The 15,766-nt window shown below is 62.0% G+C and carries 16 protein-coding genes; 12 read left to right on the top strand and 4 right to left on the bottom strand.

All coding sequences use genetic code 11. The features are described from left to right. Positions 1-78, top strand: a 78-nt coding sequence (locus DMX11_RS22650) for an integrase core domain-containing protein (protein WP_146146908.1), incomplete at its 5' end; no start/stop codon positions are given. Between the two features lie 60 nt (positions 79-138). On the opposite strand, the gene serA is transcribed toward DMX11_RS22650, so the two are convergent. Continuing rightward, the gene (serA, locus tag DMX11_RS22655; RefSeq protein WP_110747083.1) at positions 139-1,368 is read right to left on the bottom strand and encodes a phosphoglycerate dehydrogenase; all 1,230 of its coding nucleotides are present in this window, start codon (positions 1,366-1,368) and stop codon (positions 139-141) included. 171 nt (positions 1,369-1,539) lie between these two features. On the opposite strand from serA, the gene DMX11_RS22660 reads away from it, so the two are divergent. The 4 genes from DMX11_RS22660 to DMX11_RS22675 all read left to right on the top strand — a co-directional run bounded on the left by DMX11_RS22660 (position 1,540) and on the right by DMX11_RS22675 (position 5,661). Then, positions 1,540-2,946, top strand: a complete 1,407-nt coding sequence (locus DMX11_RS22660) for an FAD-binding oxidoreductase (RefSeq protein WP_110747086.1) — start codon at positions 1,540-1,542, stop codon at positions 2,944-2,946. Positions 2,947-2,961: 15 nt separating this feature from the next. After that, positions 2,962-3,627 (top strand): fumarylacetoacetate hydrolase family protein, encoded by a 666-nt coding sequence (locus DMX11_RS22665; RefSeq protein WP_110747087.1) that lies wholly within the window; start codon positions 2,962-2,964, stop codon positions 3,625-3,627. A gap of 120 nt (positions 3,628-3,747) precedes the next feature. After that, positions 3,748-4,668: an SdiA-regulated domain-containing protein gene (locus DMX11_RS22670; RefSeq protein ID WP_110747090.1), complete on the top strand. Its 921-nt coding sequence runs from the start codon at positions 3,748-3,750 to the stop codon at positions 4,666-4,668. Positions 4,669-4,758: 90 nt separating this feature from the next. Further along, complete coding sequence (locus tag DMX11_RS22675) at positions 4,759-5,661, top strand: SdiA-regulated domain-containing protein (RefSeq protein ID WP_110747092.1); 903 nt, start codon at positions 4,759-4,761, stop codon at positions 5,659-5,661. 104 nt (positions 5,662-5,765) lie between these two features. Here the strand turns inward: DMX11_RS22675 and rpiA are convergent, their stop codons facing one another. Continuing rightward, a complete protein-coding gene (gene rpiA, locus DMX11_RS22680) occupies positions 5,766-6,440 on the bottom strand; it encodes a ribose-5-phosphate isomerase RpiA (protein ID WP_110747094.1) in 675 nt (224 codons plus the stop codon). Positions 6,441-6,574: 134 nt separating this feature from the next. On the opposite strand from rpiA, the gene ilvA reads away from it, so the two are divergent. Both ilvA and DMX11_RS22690 read left to right on the top strand, forming a co-directional pair. Continuing rightward, positions 6,575-8,089, top strand: coding sequence for a threonine ammonia-lyase, biosynthetic (gene ilvA / locus DMX11_RS22685; protein ID WP_110747097.1), 1,515 nt, complete (start codon positions 6,575-6,577; stop codon positions 8,087-8,089). Between the two features lie 38 nt (positions 8,090-8,127). After that, on the top strand, positions 8,128-8,553 hold the full coding sequence (locus DMX11_RS22690) for a DUF2269 domain-containing protein (protein WP_110747100.1): 426 nt from the start codon (positions 8,128-8,130) through the stop codon (positions 8,551-8,553). Positions 8,554-8,620: 67 nt separating this feature from the next. Here the strand turns inward: DMX11_RS22690 and DMX11_RS22695 are convergent, their stop codons facing one another. After that, entirely contained in the window at positions 8,621-9,277 is a 657-nt protein-coding gene (locus DMX11_RS22695; protein ID WP_110747164.1) for an HAD family phosphatase, read from the bottom strand. Between the two features lie 141 nt (positions 9,278-9,418). On the opposite strand from DMX11_RS22695, the gene DMX11_RS22700 reads away from it, so the two are divergent. After that, positions 9,419-9,898 carry an RNA pyrophosphohydrolase gene (locus DMX11_RS22700; protein WP_110747162.1) on the top strand — a complete coding sequence of 160 codons (480 nt, stop codon included), beginning with the start codon at positions 9,419-9,421 and terminating at the stop codon, positions 9,896-9,898. Positions 9,899-9,920: 22 nt separating this feature from the next. Continuing rightward, positions 9,921-12,200, top strand: a complete 2,280-nt coding sequence (gene ptsP, locus DMX11_RS22705) for a phosphoenolpyruvate--protein phosphotransferase (RefSeq protein WP_110747102.1) — start codon at positions 9,921-9,923, stop codon at positions 12,198-12,200. A 59-nt stretch (positions 12,201-12,259) separates the two neighbouring features. On the opposite strand, the gene DMX11_RS22710 is transcribed toward ptsP, so the two are convergent. Beyond that, on the bottom strand, positions 12,260-13,006 hold the full coding sequence (locus DMX11_RS22710; RefSeq protein WP_110747105.1) for an NRDE family protein: 747 nt from the start codon (positions 13,004-13,006) through the stop codon (positions 12,260-12,262). Positions 13,007-13,135: 129 nt separating this feature from the next. Between DMX11_RS22710 and DMX11_RS22715 the strand changes: the two genes are divergently transcribed. The 3 genes from DMX11_RS22715 to DMX11_RS22725 are packed head-to-tail and all read left to right on the top strand — an operon-like array spanning position 13,136 to position 15,762. Continuing rightward, positions 13,136-13,918, top strand: coding sequence for a sulfite exporter TauE/SafE family protein (locus DMX11_RS22715; RefSeq protein ID WP_110747107.1), 783 nt, complete (start codon positions 13,136-13,138; stop codon positions 13,916-13,918). A gap of 16 nt (positions 13,919-13,934) precedes the next feature. Next, complete coding sequence (gene lgt / locus DMX11_RS22720; RefSeq protein WP_110747109.1) at positions 13,935-14,741, top strand: prolipoprotein diacylglyceryl transferase; 807 nt, start codon at positions 13,935-13,937, stop codon at positions 14,739-14,741. 49 nt (positions 14,742-14,790) lie between these two features. Then, positions 14,791-15,762, top strand: coding sequence for a thymidylate synthase (locus DMX11_RS22725; protein WP_110747111.1), 972 nt, complete (start codon positions 14,791-14,793; stop codon positions 15,760-15,762). Positions 15,763-15,766: the final 4 nt, after the last annotated feature.

Below are 15,766 nucleotides of genomic sequence, written 5' to 3' on the forward strand. Positions count from 1 at the left end.
GTGCAGATCTACAACACAGAGCGGCCTCACATGGCCCTGAAAAACAAAACGCCCGATGCGGTGCATCGGGCGTTTTGAGGTCTATCGGGCTACCTGAACAGGTGTAAACCTATTTCAGGACTAGACATGCAAGCAAACTTAGAACAGGACGCGGGAACGGATGGTGCCCTTGACCTGTTGCAGTTTCTCTTGCGCCAGGTCGGAGTACTCGGCGTCAACGTCGATTACCACGTAACCGACTTTCTCGTTGGTCTGCAGGAACTGACCGGAGATGTTGATGCCGTTCTCGGCGAAGACCTTGTTGATCTCGCTGAGCACGCCCGGGATGTTTTCGTGGATGTGCAGCAGACGGTGCTTGCCTGGGTGAGCCGGCAGGGCCACTTCCGGGAAGTTGACCGAGGACACCGAGGTACCGTTGTCGCTGTACTTGACCAGCTTTTCGGCCACTTCCAGGCCGATGTTGGCCTGGGCTTCGGCAGTGGAGCCACCAATGTGCGGGGTCAGGATGACGTTGTCCAGGCCACGCAGCGGGCTTTCGAACTCTTCGTCGTTGGAGCGCGGCTCGACCGGGAACACATCGATGGCAGCGCCGATCAGGTGCTTGTCCTTGATGGCGGCAGCCAGGTGGTCCAGTTCGACCACGGTGCCACGGGCGGCGTTGATCAGGATTGCGCCCTTCTTCATTGCACGGATTTCCTTCTCGCCGATCATCCACTGGGTGGATGGCAGCTCAGGCACATGCAGCGAAACGATGTCGGCCAGGCCCAGCAGCTCGTTCAGGCTGGTGACCTGCACGGCGTTGCCCAGCGGCAGCTTGGTCAGTGGGTCGAAGAAGTACACCTGCATGCCCAGGTTCTCGGCCAGGACCGACAGCTGGGTACCGATCGAGCCATAGCCGACGATGCCCAGTTTCTTGCCGCGGATTTCGAACGAGTTGGCCGCGCTCTTGATCCAGCCGCCACGGTGGCAGGAGGCGTTTTTCTCAGGGATGCCGCGCAGCAGCAGGATGGCTTCGGCCAGCACCAGCTCGGCCACCGAACGGGTGTTCGAGTAAGGCGCGTTGAACACGGCGATACCGCGCTCGCGGGCAGCTGCCAGGTCAACCTGGTTGGTGCCGATGCAGAAGCAGCCCACAGCGACCAGTTTCTTGGCGCAGTCGAAGATCTCTTCGGTGAGCTGAGTGCGCGAACGGATGCCGATGAAGTGGGCATCGGCGATCTTTTCCTTCAGCTCGGCTTCCGGCAACGAACCAGTGAGGTATTCGATGTTGGTGTAGCCGGCGGCCTTGAGGGTATCGACCGCGTTCTGGTGCACACCTTCAAGAAGAAGGAACCGGATCTTGCTCTTGTCGAGAGAAGTCTTGCTCATCTGCGTAAACCTGTATCCCGGAGAAAAAATGGCGAGGGGTGATGCCAGGCGCGAGGGCAGCCTTAGCATGAACAGCGGGAGGGCTATGCTAGCATACGCGACACAATCTGAGCTTATCCCGACAGGTGAAGAGTGCTCAGGGTGACTATGAATAAGTCGAGAGTTCCAGCGATGACCCACCCCGCTGTTATTGAAGAACTGATGACCCTGGTCGACCCTGGTAAGGTCCTGACCGACGCGGCTTCTCTCGAAGCCTACGGTAAGGATTGGACCAAGCATTACCCGCCAGCCCCCAGTGCCATCGTCCTGCCCAAGACGGTCGAGCAGGTTCAGGCGATCGTCCGCTGGGCCAATACGCACAAGGTGGCACTGGTGCCGTCGGGCGGGCGCACCGGGCTTTCTGCGGGCGCCGTGGCGGCCAATGGCGAGGTTGTGGTCGCCTTCGACTATATGAACCAGATTCTCGACTTCAATGCCTTCGACCGCACCGTGGTCTGCCAGCCAGGGGTGATCACCCGTCAGCTGCAAGCCTACGCTGAAGAGCAAGGTCTGTATTACCCGGTGGACTTCGCTTCCAGCGGCTCCAGCCAGATAGGCGGCAACATCGGCACCAATGCCGGCGGGATCAAGGTGATTCGCTACGGCATGACCCGCAACTGGGTGGCCGGGCTGAAAGTGGTCACCGGCAAGGGCGAGTTGCTGGAACTGAACAAAGGCCTGATCAAGAACGCGACCGGCTACGATCTGCGCCATATGTTCATTGGCGCCGAAGGCACACTGGGCTTCGTGGTCGAGGCCACCATGCGCCTGGACCGCGCACCGCGCAACCTCACCGCCATGGTGCTGGGCACGCCGGACTTCGACTCGATCATGCCGGTGCTGCACGCTTTCCAGGGCAAGCTGGACCTCACTGCCTTCGAATTCTTCTCCGATAAAGGCCTGGCCAAGATCCTCGCGCGTGGGGACGTACCAGCGCCGTTCGCGACCGACTGTCCGTTCTATGCCCTGCTGGAGTTCGAAGCCAGCACCGAGGAAGTGGCCAACCAGGCCCTGGCAACCTTCGAGCACTGCGTCGAGCAGGGCTGGGTGCTGGACGGGGTGATGAGCCAGAGCGAAACCCAGCTGAAAAACCTGTGGAAGCTACGCGAGTACCTGTCGGAAACCATTTCGCACTGGACCCCGTACAAGAACGACATCTCCGTCACGGTATCGAAGGTACCGGCGTTCCTGCGCGATATCGATGCCATCGTCGCCGAGCATTACCCGGATTACGAAGTGGTGTGGTACGGCCATATCGGCGACGGCAACCTGCACCTGAACATCCTCAAGCCAGAGCACATGAGCAAGGACGACTTCTTCGCCTCGTGCACCAAGGTCAACAAGTGGGTATTCGAGATCGTCGAGCGCTACCACGGCTCGATCTCTGCCGAGCATGGCGTGGGCATGACCAAGCGCGACTACCTGGGCTACAGCCGCTCAGCCGAAGAAATTGCCTGCATGAAGGCAATAAAGGCCGTGTTCGACCCTAACGGCATCATGAATCCGGGTAAGATCTTCGCTCCTGAACAAAAGCAGTAATCAAAGGAGTCGGCCATGAGTTACCAGCACCAGTACGTAGACGGCACACGCATCCACTTCCCGCTGGGCAAGGTGGTGTGCATCGGCCGGAACTATGCAGAGCATGCCAAGGAACTGGATAACCCGATCCCCACCGAACCGCTGCTGTTCATCAAGCCGGGGAGCTGCGTGGTGCCGGCTGAAGGCGGTTTCAAGATCCCGGCGGACCGCGGCTCGGTGCACTACGAGGCAGAAATTGCCGTGCTGCTGGGCAAGCCGCTGTCGACCCATCCGACCGAAGAAGAGGTCCTGGACGCCATTTCCGGTTACGCCCCGGCGCTGGACCTGACCCTGCGCGACGTGCAGGCCAAGCTGAAAGAGAAGGGCCTGCCGTGGGAACTGGCCAAAAGCTTCGACGGCGCCTGCGTGTTGCCGCCATTCGTCTCGGCTGCCAGCTTCGAGGATGTGACCGACATCCCGGTGCGTCTGACCGTGAACGGCGAAGTGCGCCAGGACGGCAACAGCGCGATGATGCTCAACCCTATCGTGCCGATGATTCAGCACATGGCGGCGCATTTCTCACTGCAGGCGGGTGATGTAATCCTGACCGGTACCCCTGCGGGTGTGGGGCCGTTCAATGTCGGGGATGAGCTGGTGCTCGAGCTGCCGGGTGTGAGCCGCTTCGAAAGCCGGGTGCTTTGAGCCAAGACCGGGCAGGTCTCTTCGCGGGCAAGCCCGCGAGGAGGACGGCCCTGTTTACCGATTTTTCACACCTCATCCGGATAATGCGCGCACCTACGTCCATTTCCCCAGGATCACCGCATGCCATCCTCCTCCAGCGTCCCGGTCACCCCTAAGCGTCGTTTCTACCTGCGCTGGCCCTTCGGCCTGGCCGTGGCGGCAGTGATCGGCTATGGCGTGGCCGTGGCCATGCACTGGGATGACCGCGGTGCACTGTGGGTAAGAGAAAGCTTCGAAAGCACCGCCGAGCGTAGCGAAAGCGTGTGGTTGCCGGATTACCAGGTCGATATCAATGCCAAGGCGTTACCGGGCATGGACGATGATGAAGCTTCGGACGTGGCTTTCAATCCGCACACCCGCACCCTGTTCGCGGTGATGGGCAAGAACCCGTTTCTGGTCGAGCTGAATCTGGATGGCGATGTACTGCGCAAGATCCCGCTCAACGGCTGGAACAACCCGGAAGGCGTCGCCGTGCTGGAAGACGGTTACCTGGCCATCACCGATGAGCGCCTGCACGACCTGACCTTGGTCAAGGTGGATGCACAAACGGCTTCACTTAATCACGATGACTTCAAAAGCTACGACCTGGGCCGGTCGGTAAAGAGCAACAAGGGCTTCGAGGCTGTAGCCTGGGACCCACTGCGCCAGCGCCTGATCATCGGCGAGGAGCGCCCGCCCAAGCTGTACACCTGGAACACCGATGGCCGTAGCCCGCTCAAGGGTGACAAGCAGCCGCTGCCCAGCGATGAACTCGACCTGCGCAATCTTTCGGCGCTGGGTGTCGACCCGCGCACCGGCCACCTGCTGGTGTTGTCGGCCGACTCCAACATGCTGTTGGAACTGGACGAGCAGGGCCAGCAGGTCAGCTTCATGACCTTGCTGGGCGGCTTCAATGGCCTTGGTGACACCATTCCGCGTGCCGAGGGAGTGTCCATGGACGACAAGGGCAACCTGTACATGGTCAGCGAGCCGGCGTTGTTCTATCGCTTCAGGAAAAACTGACAGCAGTTTCAGGCTTTTCGGATGCTGGCATTAAGCTTTACTTCAGTTGTTCGTGGTTAGATTCGCCATCCTTGTGTCGAGTCTGTCTTTATGCGTCGTTGCGTTCGCTTTTTCCTTGCCGTGGCCGTTGTCGGCCTGTTCCTGCTTGGCTGGGCCGGGCAGGAGTTTCGTCTGTACGAGCGTGGTTGGTTCAACCTCAAGACCTGGTGGCAGCCTGCCGAGCAAAGCATTGGCCTGGACCGCTACCGGGTGGTGGTGGAGGCGCAGCCGATCGAAGGGCTGGATGACGACGTATCGGCGCTGACCTACGACCCCGACCGCAAGACCCTGTTCACCGTCACCAATGCCCGTTCGGAGCTGATCGAACTGTCGCTGGATGGGCGTATTTTACGCCGCGTACCGCTGACCGGCTTCGGTGACCCGGAAGCCGTGGAGTATGTAGGGCCAAACAGCTACGTGATCACCGACGAGCGCCAGCAGCGGCTGATCCGCGTGCGCCTGGACGACGATACGCTGTTTCTCGATGCCGGCGATGCCGAGCAGCTCAGCCTGGGCATTGGCCTGAACGGCAACAAAGGTTTCGAGGGGCTGGCCTATGATTCGGCTGGCAAGCGCCTTTTCGTAGCCAAGGAGCGTGACCCGATGCTGATCTACGAGGTGCACGGCTTCCCGCATGACACCCCGGAAAAACCCTACGCCGTGCATGTGGTGCAGGACCGCAAGCGCGATTCACGGCTGTTCGTGCGGGACCTGTCGAGTTTGCAGTTCGATGAGCGCAGCGGGCATTTGCTGGCATTGTCGGACGAGTCGCGGCTGGTGCTTGAGCTGGATGTCGAGGGGCGGCCGTTGAGTACCTTGTCGTTGCGCAAGGGCTTCCAGGGGTTGCAGGCGACGGTGCCGCAGGCGGAGGGGATTGCGATGGATGAGGCCGGGACCATCTATCTGGTCAGTGAGCCGAACCTGTTCTATGTGTTCAGGCAGCCGACTGATTGATCGCCTGTCAGGGCCTATTCGCGGGTAAACCCGCTCCTAGAAGGTATCGCCACGGTTCCAGGCCTGTGGGGTACCTGTGGGAGCGGGTTTACCCGCGAAGGGTTTTACTCGGCCTTCAGGCTCTTCACGCCTTCAGCGGTACCCAGCAGCAGCAGATCCGCCGGCCGCGCCGCGAACAGGCCGTTGGTCACCACGCCAACGATGGCGTTGATCTGCGCTTCCAGTTCCACCGGGTTGGTGATCTGCAGGTTGAACACGTCGAGGATCACGTTGCCGTTGTCGGTGACCACGCCCTCACGGTACACCGGGTCGCCTCCCAGCTTGACCAGCTGGCGTGCCACGTGGCTGCGGGCCATCGGGATCACTTCGACCGGCAGCGGGAAGGAACCCAGTACCGGTACCAGCTTGCTGGCGTCGGCGATGCAGATGAAGGTCTTGGCCACCGCGGCGACGATTTTCTCGCGGGTCAGGGCCGCGCCGCCGCCCTTGATCAGGTTCAGGTGCGCGTCGCTCTCGTCGGCACCGTCCACATAGAACTCCAGTTCGCTGACGCTGTTCAGCTCATAGACCGGGATGCCGTGGCCCTTCAGGCGCTGGGCAGTGGCTTCGGAGCTGGCGACGGCGCCATCGAAGGCGGTCTTGTGCTGAGCCAGGGCATCGATGAAGAAATTGGCGGTCGAACCGGTACCGACGCCGACTACGCTCTTTTCATCCAGCTTGGGCAGAATGAAGTCGACAGCGGCCTGGGCGACGGCCTGTTTGAGTTGGTCCTGGGTCATGCGGGCTCCGAAAGGGGCAGGGGCGGTTTCAAAGTTGCCTAGTATAACGGCTCGCAGGGCTTTGCTGTGGTCGCCCGACGTAGCGCTGGGGTAGACTCCCAGCCCTTGTCCCGCGGCCCAGTGATGCTTTCCCGATGCTCGAACAGTACGTCAAGAAGATCCTCACCTCGCGCGTCTATGACGTTGCCGTCGAAACCCCGTTGCAGAGCGCCGGGCAGCTGAGCAAGCGCCTCGGCAACCAGATCCTGCTAAAGCGCGAAGACCTGCAGCCGGTATTCTCGTTCAAGATCCGCGGGGCGTACAACAAGCTGGCCCAGCTGAGCCCGGAAGAACTTGCCCGCGGCGTGGTCACCGCCTCGGCCGGCAACCACGCCCAGGGCTTGGCCCTGGCGGCCCGTGAAATGGGCATCAAGGCCACCATCGTGATGCCCAAGACCACCCCGGAGATCAAGGTCGAAGGCGTGCGTTCCCGCGGCGGCAAGGTGGTGCTGCATGGCGACTCCTTCCCCGAGGCGCTGGCCTACTCGCTGAAACTGGTCGATGAAAAAGGCTTCGTCTACGTCCACCCTTATGACGATCCGCACACCATCGCCGGGCAGGGCACCGTGGCCATGGAAATCCTGCGCCAGCACCCTGGCCAACTGGATGCGATCTTCGTGCCCGTGGGCGGCGGTGGCCTGATCGCCGGTATTGCCGCCTACGTGAAGTACCTGCGCCCGGAAATCAAGGTCATCGGCGTAGAGCCGGATGACTCGAACTGCTTGCAGGCAGCGATGGCTGCCGGTGAGCGCGTGGTATTGCCGCAGGTCGGGCTGTTTGCCGACGGCGTGGCGGTGGCGCAGATCGGCCAGCATACCTTTGATATCTGCCGCCTTCATGTGGATGAGGTCGTTACCGTCAGCACCGACGAAATCTGCGCAGCCATCAAGGATATCTACGACGATACCCGCTCGATCACCGAACCTGCTGGCGCATTGGGTGTGGCTGGCATCAAGAAGTATGTCGAGCTGTACGGCGTGACCGGCCAGACCCTGGTGGCCATCGATTCTGGCGCCAACGTTAACTTCGACCGCCTGCGCCATGTGGCCGAGCGTGCCGAACTGGGTGAAAAGCGCGAAGCGATCATCGCTGTGACCATCCCCGAGCGCCCGGGCAGCTTCAAGGCCTTCTGCGAGGCTATCGGCAAGCGCCAGATCACCGAATTCAACTACCGCAAGCACACTTCGGACGAAGCACACATTTTTGTCGGTGTGCAGACCCACCCCGAAAACGACCCGCGTGCAGCGCTGGTGCAGCAACTGATCGATCAGGGCTTCCCGGTTACCGACCTGACCGACAATGAGTTGGCCAAGCTGCACATTCGCCATATGGTCGGCGGCCATTCGGCCGGCGCCAGTGACGAGATGGTGCTGCGCTTCGAATTCCCTGAGCGGCCGGGCGCGTTGTTCAACTTCCTCAACAAGCTGGGCGGGCGCTGGAATATCTCGATGTTCCATTACCGCAACCATGGCGCGGCCGACGGGCGCGTGGTGGCCGGGCTGCAGGTGCCGGAGGAGGAGCGCCACCTGGTGCCGGCGGCGCTGGCCAAAATTGGTTACCCCTATTGGGACGAAACCGAGAACCCGGCTTACAAGCTGTTCCTGGGCTGAGCGGCTACGCTTGGCTTATCGCTCAAGGATGTGACGTCATGGAACACCTGACCACGCTCAAGACCCTGCATATCATCGCCACCGCCCTGCTGCTGCTGGGCGCTCTGAGCCTGGCGATCTGGACCGTGCGCGCCCGCCGCCAGGGCGATGCCGAGGCCTATGCCAAGCTGCTGCGGCGGCCGCTGGTGTTCGTCTGGGTGCTAATGGGGCTGTGCCTGGTGAGCATGCCGTTCACTGGCTGGTGGCTGGTGCACCTTGTCGGTTGGCCGCTGGGGCAGACCTGGGTGCTGGCTTCCAGCGTCATCTATACCCTGGGCGCGTTTGCCGTCTGGTGGCTGCTGGTGCGGTTGAACCGGTTGCGCAAGTCAGAAGTGGTGGGGCTACGGTTTACCCTGGCGCTGGCAGTGTTCAGTGGGGTCTGCTTCCTGTCCATTGCCGGGCTGATGGGGGCCAAGCCGGTCTGAGCGGCCCAGGTTGCCGGCACCGGTCTCATCGCGGCTTCACCCGCGGTGAGACCGGTGCAGGAAAATCTCAATCCCTGAGCGAAACCACCGGCCACCCACGCTTATCAGCCTCCGCCCGCAAGCTCGGGTCCGGGTCCACCGCCACCGCATGCGTGACCCGCTCCAGCAGCGGCAGGTCATTCATCGAGTCGCTATAAAAGTAGCTGTCCTCAAGATCGAAGCCGTTCTCCATCATCCAGCGCTCCAGTCGCGTCACCTTGCCTTCACGGAAACACGCTATATCGGTACTACGCCCGGTATAGCGGCCATCGCGCATCTCGCATTCGGTCGCCAGCAGCACGCGTACACCCAGGCGCTTGGCGATCGGCGCGGTGACGAAGCGGTTTGTGGCGGTAATGATAACCAGCTGGTCGCCGGCCTCGCGGTGCTGCTGCAGCAAGGCCAGGGCCTTGGGCAGGATGATCGGCTCGATGCAGTCGCGCATGAAGTCGCGGTGCCATTCGTCGAGTCTGGCCACAGGCGTCGCGGCCAGAATCTCCATGGAAAAGGCCAGGTAGGCCTGCAGGTCCAGGGTGCCATTGAGGTACTCCTGGTAAAAGTCATCATTGCGCTGCTTGTAGGCGACCGGGTCAAGGATGCCACGCCCGCATAGGTAGTCACCCCAGGCATGGTCGCTGTCGCCACCGAGGAGGGTATTGTCCAGGTCGAATAAAGCCAGGCGCATCGCGGTCACTCGCATCAGCCACAAGGTAGGCCCGCAGAATACGGAGTTTTCACGCAGCTGCACATAAGCTTGGCGGGCGCGTTGCTGCGCTCGCAAGCTTTGTGGAACAATGCGGTGACATGCGTTTGCGAGGTTGCTGCCGTGATCGACCCGGATGGTTTTCGCCCCAATGTCGGGATCATTCTCACGAATGATTCCGGGCAGGTGCTATGGGCTCGACGGATCAACCAGGATGCCTGGCAATTTCCCCAGGGTGGTATCAACCCTGACGAGACGCCGGAAGATGCCCTGTACCGCGAGCTGAACGAAGAAGTTGGCCTTGAACGCGATGATGTGGAAATTCTTGCCTGCACCCGTGGCTGGTTGCGTTATCGTTTACCGCAGCGTCTGGTCCGTACCCACAGCCAGCCGCTGTGCATCGGCCAGAAGCAGAAGTGGTTCCTGCTGCGCCTGGTGAGCAACGAACAACGGGTGCGGATGGACCTGACCGGCAAGCCGGAATTCGACGGCTGGCGCTGGGTGAGCTATTGGTACCCGCTGGGCCAGGTTGTGACATTCAAGCGCGAGGTGTACCGGCGCGCCCTGAAAGAGCTAGCACCGCGTCTGCTGACGCGCGACTGACGACGGAGTTCGACCCCGAGCCATGCTCAATACGCTGCGCAAGATCGTCCAGGAAGTAAACTCCGCCAAAGATCTCAAGTCGGCGTTGGGGATCATTGTCTTGCGCGTCAAGGAGGCCATGGGCAGCCAGGTCTGCTCGGTCTACCTGCTCGACCCGGAAACCAACCGCTTCGTACTCATGGCCAGCGAAGGCCTGAACAAGCGTTCCATCGGCAAGGTCAGCATGGCCCCCAACGAAGGCCTTGTGGGCCTTGTCGGTACCCGGGAAGAGCCGCTGAACCTGGAAAACGCCGCCGACCACCCGCGTTACCGCTATTTTGCCGAAACCGGCGAAGAAAAATTCGCCTCCTTCCTGGGTGCACCGATCATTCACCACCGCCGCGTGGTCGGGGTGCTGGTCATCCAGCAGAAGGAGCGCCGCCAGTTCGACGAGGGCGAAGAGGCCTTCCTGGTCACCATGAGCGCCCAGCTCGCCGGGGTTATCGCCCACGCCGAGGCCACCGGTTCGATCCGGGGCCTGGGCCGTCAGGGCAAGGGCATCCAGGAAGCGCGCTTCGTCGGTGTGCCGGGTTCGCCAGGTGCTGCCGTGGGGCGTGCGGTGGTGATGCTGCCGCCGGCCGACCTGGAGGTGGTGCCGGACAAGACCGTCGATGATATCGACGCCGAACTGAAACTCTTCGAAAACGCCCTTGAAGGCGTGCGCGAAGACATGCGCAAGCTGTCGGCCAAGCTGGCCACCCAGCTGCGCCCGGAAGAGCGGGCGCTGTTCGATGTCTACCTGATGATGCTTGAAGATGCAGCGCTGGGTGGCGAGGTGACCGAGGTCATCAAGACCGGCCAATGGGCCCAAGGTGCCCTGCGCCAGGTGGTCGGCGAGCACGTCAACCGCTTCGAACTGATGGACGACGACTACCTGCGTGAGCGTGCTTCCGACGTGAAGGACCTGGGCCGGCGTTTGCTGGCCTACCTGCAGGAAGCCCGTTCGCAGTCGCTGGTGTATGCCGACAACACCATCCTGGTCAGTGAAGAACTGACCCCGGCCATGCTGGGCGAAGTGCCGGAAGGCAAGCTGGTCGGCCTGGTCTCGGTACTGGGCTCGGGCAACTCCCACGTCGCCATTCTTGCCCGCGCCATGGGCATCCCCACGGTGATGGGCCTGGTCGACCTGCCATACTCCAAGGTCGACGGCATCGAACTGATCGTCGACGGCTACAAGGGCGAAGTGTTCACCAACCCGAGCGAAGTGCTGCGCAAGCAGTACAGCGACGTGGTCGAGGAAGAACGCCAGTTGGCCCAGGGCCTGGATGCCCTGCGCGAACTGCCATGCGTCACCCCGGACGGCCACCGCATGCCGCTGTGGGTCAACACCGGCCTGCTCGCCGACGTGGCCCGTGCGCAGCAGCGCGGCGCCGAAGGGGTCGGCCTGTACCGCACCGAAGTGCCGTTCATGATCAATCAGCGCTTCCCCAGCGAGAAAGAGCAGCTGGCCATCTACCGCGAGCAACTGGCGGCTTTCCACCCATTGCCGGTGACCATGCGGACCCTCGACATTGGCGGTGACAAGGCGCTGTCGTACTTCCCGATCAAGGAAGAAAACCCGTTCCTCGGCTGGCGCGGCATTCGCGTCACCCTCGACCACCCGGAAATCTTCCTGGTGCAGACCCGTGCCATGCTCAAGGCCAGCGAAGGCTTGAACAACCTGCGCATTCTGCTGCCGATGATTTCAGGTATTCATGAGCTGGAAGAGGCGCTGCACCTGATTCACCGTGCGTGGGGCGAGGTGCGGGACGAAGGCACCGATGTGCCGATGCCACCGGTGGGCGTGATGGTCGAAATCCCTGCGGCGGTGTACCAGACCAAGGAGCTGGCGCGGCAAGTGGACTTCCTCTCCGTCGGCTCCAACGACCTGACCCAGTACTTGTTGGCGGTGGACCGCAACAACCCGCGGGTCGCCGACCTGTACGACTACCTGCACCCGGCGGTGCTGCAGGCGTTGAACACGGTAGTGCGCGATGCCCATGGCGAAGGCAAGCCGGTCAGTATCTGCGGCGAGATGGCGGGTGACCCGGCGGCGGCAATCCTGTTGATGGCGATGGGCTTCGATAGCTTGTCGATGAACGCCACCAACCTGCCGAAGGTGAAGTGGATGTTGCGGCAGGTGAACATGAGCAAGGCCAAGGAGTTGCTGGTCGAAGCCTTGAGCCATGACAACCCGCAGGTTATCCACAGCTCGCTGCAGCTGGCCCTGAAAAACCTCGGGTTGGCGCGGATGATCGGGCCAGGGGCCAATAAAACCCTCTGAAATTCCGGGGCCGTTCCCGCAGGAGATCACCCACTCCTGTGGGAGCGGCCACATGGGCCTCAAACCCTGAGTTCAACTTCCCCCAAGTGCCCCCCAAACGGCCCGAAACTGCGTTCGATCAGCCGTCTTTGTCCCTGATCATCCACGATCAGCACCGTACTCGCCCGTGTCCCGTAGTTCTGACTGGCGATGAATACGCTCGACAGCAATTTCTCGGTCGCCAGCCCCACGCCTGTCTCGGGCAGGTCACCATCAGCTGCCGGCTCGTTATCGGCCAGCAAATCCAGCAACCGGCGCGGTTCTGGCGTTTCCAGCAGGCCCTCAAGCCCGCTACGCGCCTTCACCAACTTCGGCCACGGCGTATCCAGCCCTGCGTTGGACAGCCCGTACACCCCAGCCTCAAGCAGGCGCGGCGCCGCGTCCCGGGCATTCAGGTAACCCAGCTGACGCTCGTCACCTACCAACAGGTTGAACCCTGAATACTGGCCACTGCGGCTGGCCACCTGGTCCAGGTACGCGTCGACCCCAAGCGCTCCCTGTAGGTATGCTGCCACCAGTTCACCCCGCGAGCGGGGCCCCGGCGGCTGGCCCGGGTCACGAATGTTGGTCAGCGCGGCGAAGCGCCCCTGGGGACCTACCCCCAGCCAGGTACCACCGGCCTCCAGGTCGCGCCCGGCATGCACCCCAGGCGTCTCCTCCCAGGCCGCCAGGGGCTGGGTAGGGCGGGCATAGAATTCGTCGCGGTTGGCCGCCACGATCAGCGGCAGGGTGTGCCCCGGCCGCCAGGCAAATACGATCAGGCACATCGGTCGGGCCTCTGTGTTTTTTGTCACTGTACCCACAGCAGCTTGGCGGATCCATCCTGACACAGAGTTCACTAGAGCCCCGAGCCCGGGTTCCGTTACCATGCCGGATTGATTTTTCGGGGAAGCCGAATGGAATTCGTGCTCTATCTGCTGTTGGGCGCCTGTGCCGGTGTGCTGGCCGGGCTGTTCGGCGTGGGCGGTGGCATCATCATCGTCCCAGTGCTGGTGTTCAGCTTCACCTTGCAGGGCTTCGACGCTTCGGTGTTGACCCACCTGGCAGTCGGTACGTCACTGGCAACCATCGTTTTCACTTCGATCAACGCCGTGCGTGAACACCACCGCAAGGGTGCCGTGCAATGGCCGATCTTCGCCTGGATGACCCTTGGCATCCTCCTCGGGGCGGGTGTCGGCGCCAAGACTGCCTCGCTGATCCAGGGGCCGCTGCTGCAAAAGATCATTGGTGTATTCGCCCTGGTCATCGCCGCGCAGATGGCGCTGGACCTCAAACCCAAGGCCAGCCGTGGCGTCCCCGGCAAGCCCGCATTGATCGGCGCAGGCAGTGTGATCGGTTGGGCCTCGGCCATTTTCGGCATCGGCGGCGGTTCACTGACCGTGCCATTCCTGACCTGGCGCAGCCTGCCCATGCAGCAGGCGGTGGCCACGTCCTCTGCCTGTGGCCTGCCGATTGCCGTGGCCAGTGCCGTCAGCTTCATGCTGCTGGGCTGGCATGAGGAGCACCTGCCGGCCCACAGCCTGGGTTACGTGTACCTGCCGGCGCTGGTCGGCATTGCCGTGACCAGCATGTTTTTTGCCCGCTTCGGCGCGCGCCTGGCGCACAAGCTGTCGCCACGTTTGTTGAAACGCCTGTTCGCAGCCCTGCTGTTCTGTGTCGGCCTCAGCTTTTTGATTTGAATCGAGAGGAAGTTCCATGCTGCCTTACCCGCAGATAGACCCCGTGGCCGTTGCCATCGGGCCGCTGAAAATCCATTGGTACGGCCTGATGTACCTGATCGGCATCGGCGGTGCCTGGCTGCTGGCCTCACGCCGGCTGAACCGCTTCGACCCCACCTGGAGCCGCGAGAAGCTGTCCGACCTGGTGTTCTGGCTGTCGATGGGGGTGATTGTCGGCGGGCGCCTGGGTTACGTGCTGTTCTACGACCTGCACGCCTACCTGGCCAACCCGACGCTGATCTTCGAGGTGTGGAAAGGGGGTATGTCGTTCCACGGCGGCTTCATCGGCGTGATGCTGGCGGCCCTGTGGTTTGGCAAGCGCAACAACAAGTCGTTCTTCGAACTGATGGACTTCGTCGCCCCGCTGGTGCCGATCGGCCTGGGTGCCGGGCGTATCGGCAACTTCATCAACGCCGAGCTGTGGGGCAAGCCCACCGACGTGCCATGGGCAATGATCTTCCCGCCGTTCAGCGACCCAGCGCAGTTGCCGCGCCATCCGTCGCAGCTGTACCAGTTTGCCCTTGAGGGCGTAGCACTGTTCGTCATCCTGTGGCTGTATTCGCGCAAGCCGCGGCCGACCATGGCGGTGTCGGGCATGTTCGCGCTGTTCTACGGCATCTTCCGTTTCATCGTCGAATTCGTTCGGGTACCGGATGCCCAGCTCGGTTACATCGCCTGGGGCTGGCTGACCATGGGTCAGATTCTGTGCGTGCCGATGATCCTGGCTGGCCTCGGCCTGATCTGGTGGGCTTATAATCGCAAGCCCACGGCGAAACCCGCCTGATTATTCCCACGGCAGGGCGATCCCCTGCCGTTTTTGCTACAGGTAAGCCATGAAACAGTATCTGGACCTGGTCCGCGACGTTATCGAAAACGGCACGCTGCAGGGCAACCGCACCGGCATTCGCACCATCAGCCTGCCGGGCGCCATGCTGCGTTTCGACCTGCAGAAGGGCTTTCCGGCCATTACCACGCGCAAGCTGGCGTTCAAGTCGGCAATCGGCGAAATGGTCGGTTTCCTCCGTGGCGTGAAGAACGCCGGTGAGTTCCGCGAGCTGGGCTGCAAGGTTTGGGACCAGAATGCCAACGAAAACGCCCAGTGGCTGGCCAACCCGTTCCGCCAGGGCCATGACGACCTGGGCGAGATCTACGGCGTGCAATGGCGCCATTGGCCGGGCTACAAGCGTATTCCGCTGAGCAACCCAGCCGCCATCGAAATGGCCGAGAAGGCAGGCTTCCGCCGTATCGCACAGGACGAAGAGGACGGCGTCGCGTTCGTCATTCTGTACAAGGCCATCGACCAGGTGCGCCAGTGCCTGGACACCATTGCCAACGACCCGGGCAGCCGCCGCATCCTGTTCCACGGCTGGAACTGCGCGCAACTGGACGAAATGGCCCTGCCGCCGTGTCACTTGCTGTATCAGTTCCACCCAAATGTAGAGACGAAGGAGATTTCCCTTACCCTCTATATTCGCTCCAACGACTTGGGCCTGGGCACACCGTTCAACCTCACCGAAGGCGCAGCGCTGCTCTCGCTGTTCGGCCGCCTCACCGGTTATACCCCACGCTGGTTCACCTATTTCATTGGCGATGCCCATGTGTATGAAAACCACCTGGACATGCTGAACGAGCAGCTCAAGCGCGAGCCGTTGGAAGCGCCGAAGCTGGTGATCAGCGACCGTGTTCCGGCATTTGCCGAGACTGGCAAGTATGAGCCGGAGTGGCTGGAGAAGATCGAGCCGAGTGATTTCTGGCTGGAAGGCTATGAGCACCATGCGCCGATGACAGCGCCGATGGCGGTCTGATAGG

Source organism: Pseudomonas sp. LB-090624 (assembly GCF_003205205.1).
GTDB lineage: Bacteria > Pseudomonadota > Gammaproteobacteria > Pseudomonadales > Pseudomonadaceae > Aquipseudomonas.

Excerpts from the sequence above, each read along its gene's own strand:
- DMX11_RS22660 (WP_110747086.1), top strand. The coding sequence starts at position 1,540 with ATGACCCACCCCGCTGTTATTGAAGAACTGATGACCCTGGTCGACCCT.
- DMX11_RS22690 (WP_110747100.1), top strand. The coding sequence starts at position 8,128 with ATGGAACACCTGACCACGCTCAAGACCCTGCATATCATCGCCACCGCC.
- serA (WP_110747083.1), bottom strand. The coding sequence starts at position 1,368 with ATGAGCAAGACTTCTCTCGACAAGAGCAAGATCCGGTTCCTTCTTCTT.
- DMX11_RS22695 (WP_110747164.1), bottom strand. The coding sequence starts at position 9,277 with ATGCGCCTGGCTTTATTCGACCTGGACAATACCCTCCTCGGTGGCGAC.
- DMX11_RS22725 (WP_110747111.1), top strand. The coding sequence starts at position 14,791 with ATGAAACAGTATCTGGACCTGGTCCGCGACGTTATCGAAAACGGCACG.
- DMX11_RS22710 (WP_110747105.1), bottom strand. The coding sequence starts at position 13,006 with ATGTGCCTGATCGTATTTGCCTGGCGGCCGGGGCACACCCTGCCGCTG.
- DMX11_RS22670 (WP_110747090.1), top strand. The coding sequence starts at position 3,748 with ATGCCATCCTCCTCCAGCGTCCCGGTCACCCCTAAGCGTCGTTTCTAC.
- ptsP (WP_110747102.1), top strand. The coding sequence starts at position 9,921 with ATGCTCAATACGCTGCGCAAGATCGTCCAGGAAGTAAACTCCGCCAAA.
- DMX11_RS22665 (WP_110747087.1), top strand. The coding sequence starts at position 2,962 with ATGAGTTACCAGCACCAGTACGTAGACGGCACACGCATCCACTTCCCG.
- lgt (WP_110747109.1), top strand. The coding sequence starts at position 13,935 with ATGCTGCCTTACCCGCAGATAGACCCCGTGGCCGTTGCCATCGGGCCG.
- DMX11_RS22715 (WP_110747107.1), top strand. The coding sequence starts at position 13,136 with ATGGAATTCGTGCTCTATCTGCTGTTGGGCGCCTGTGCCGGTGTGCTG.
- ilvA (WP_110747097.1), top strand. The coding sequence starts at position 6,575 with ATGCTCGAACAGTACGTCAAGAAGATCCTCACCTCGCGCGTCTATGAC.
- rpiA (WP_110747094.1), bottom strand. The coding sequence starts at position 6,440 with ATGACCCAGGACCAACTCAAACAGGCCGTCGCCCAGGCCGCTGTCGAC.
- DMX11_RS22675 (WP_110747092.1), top strand. The coding sequence starts at position 4,759 with ATGCGTCGTTGCGTTCGCTTTTTCCTTGCCGTGGCCGTTGTCGGCCTG.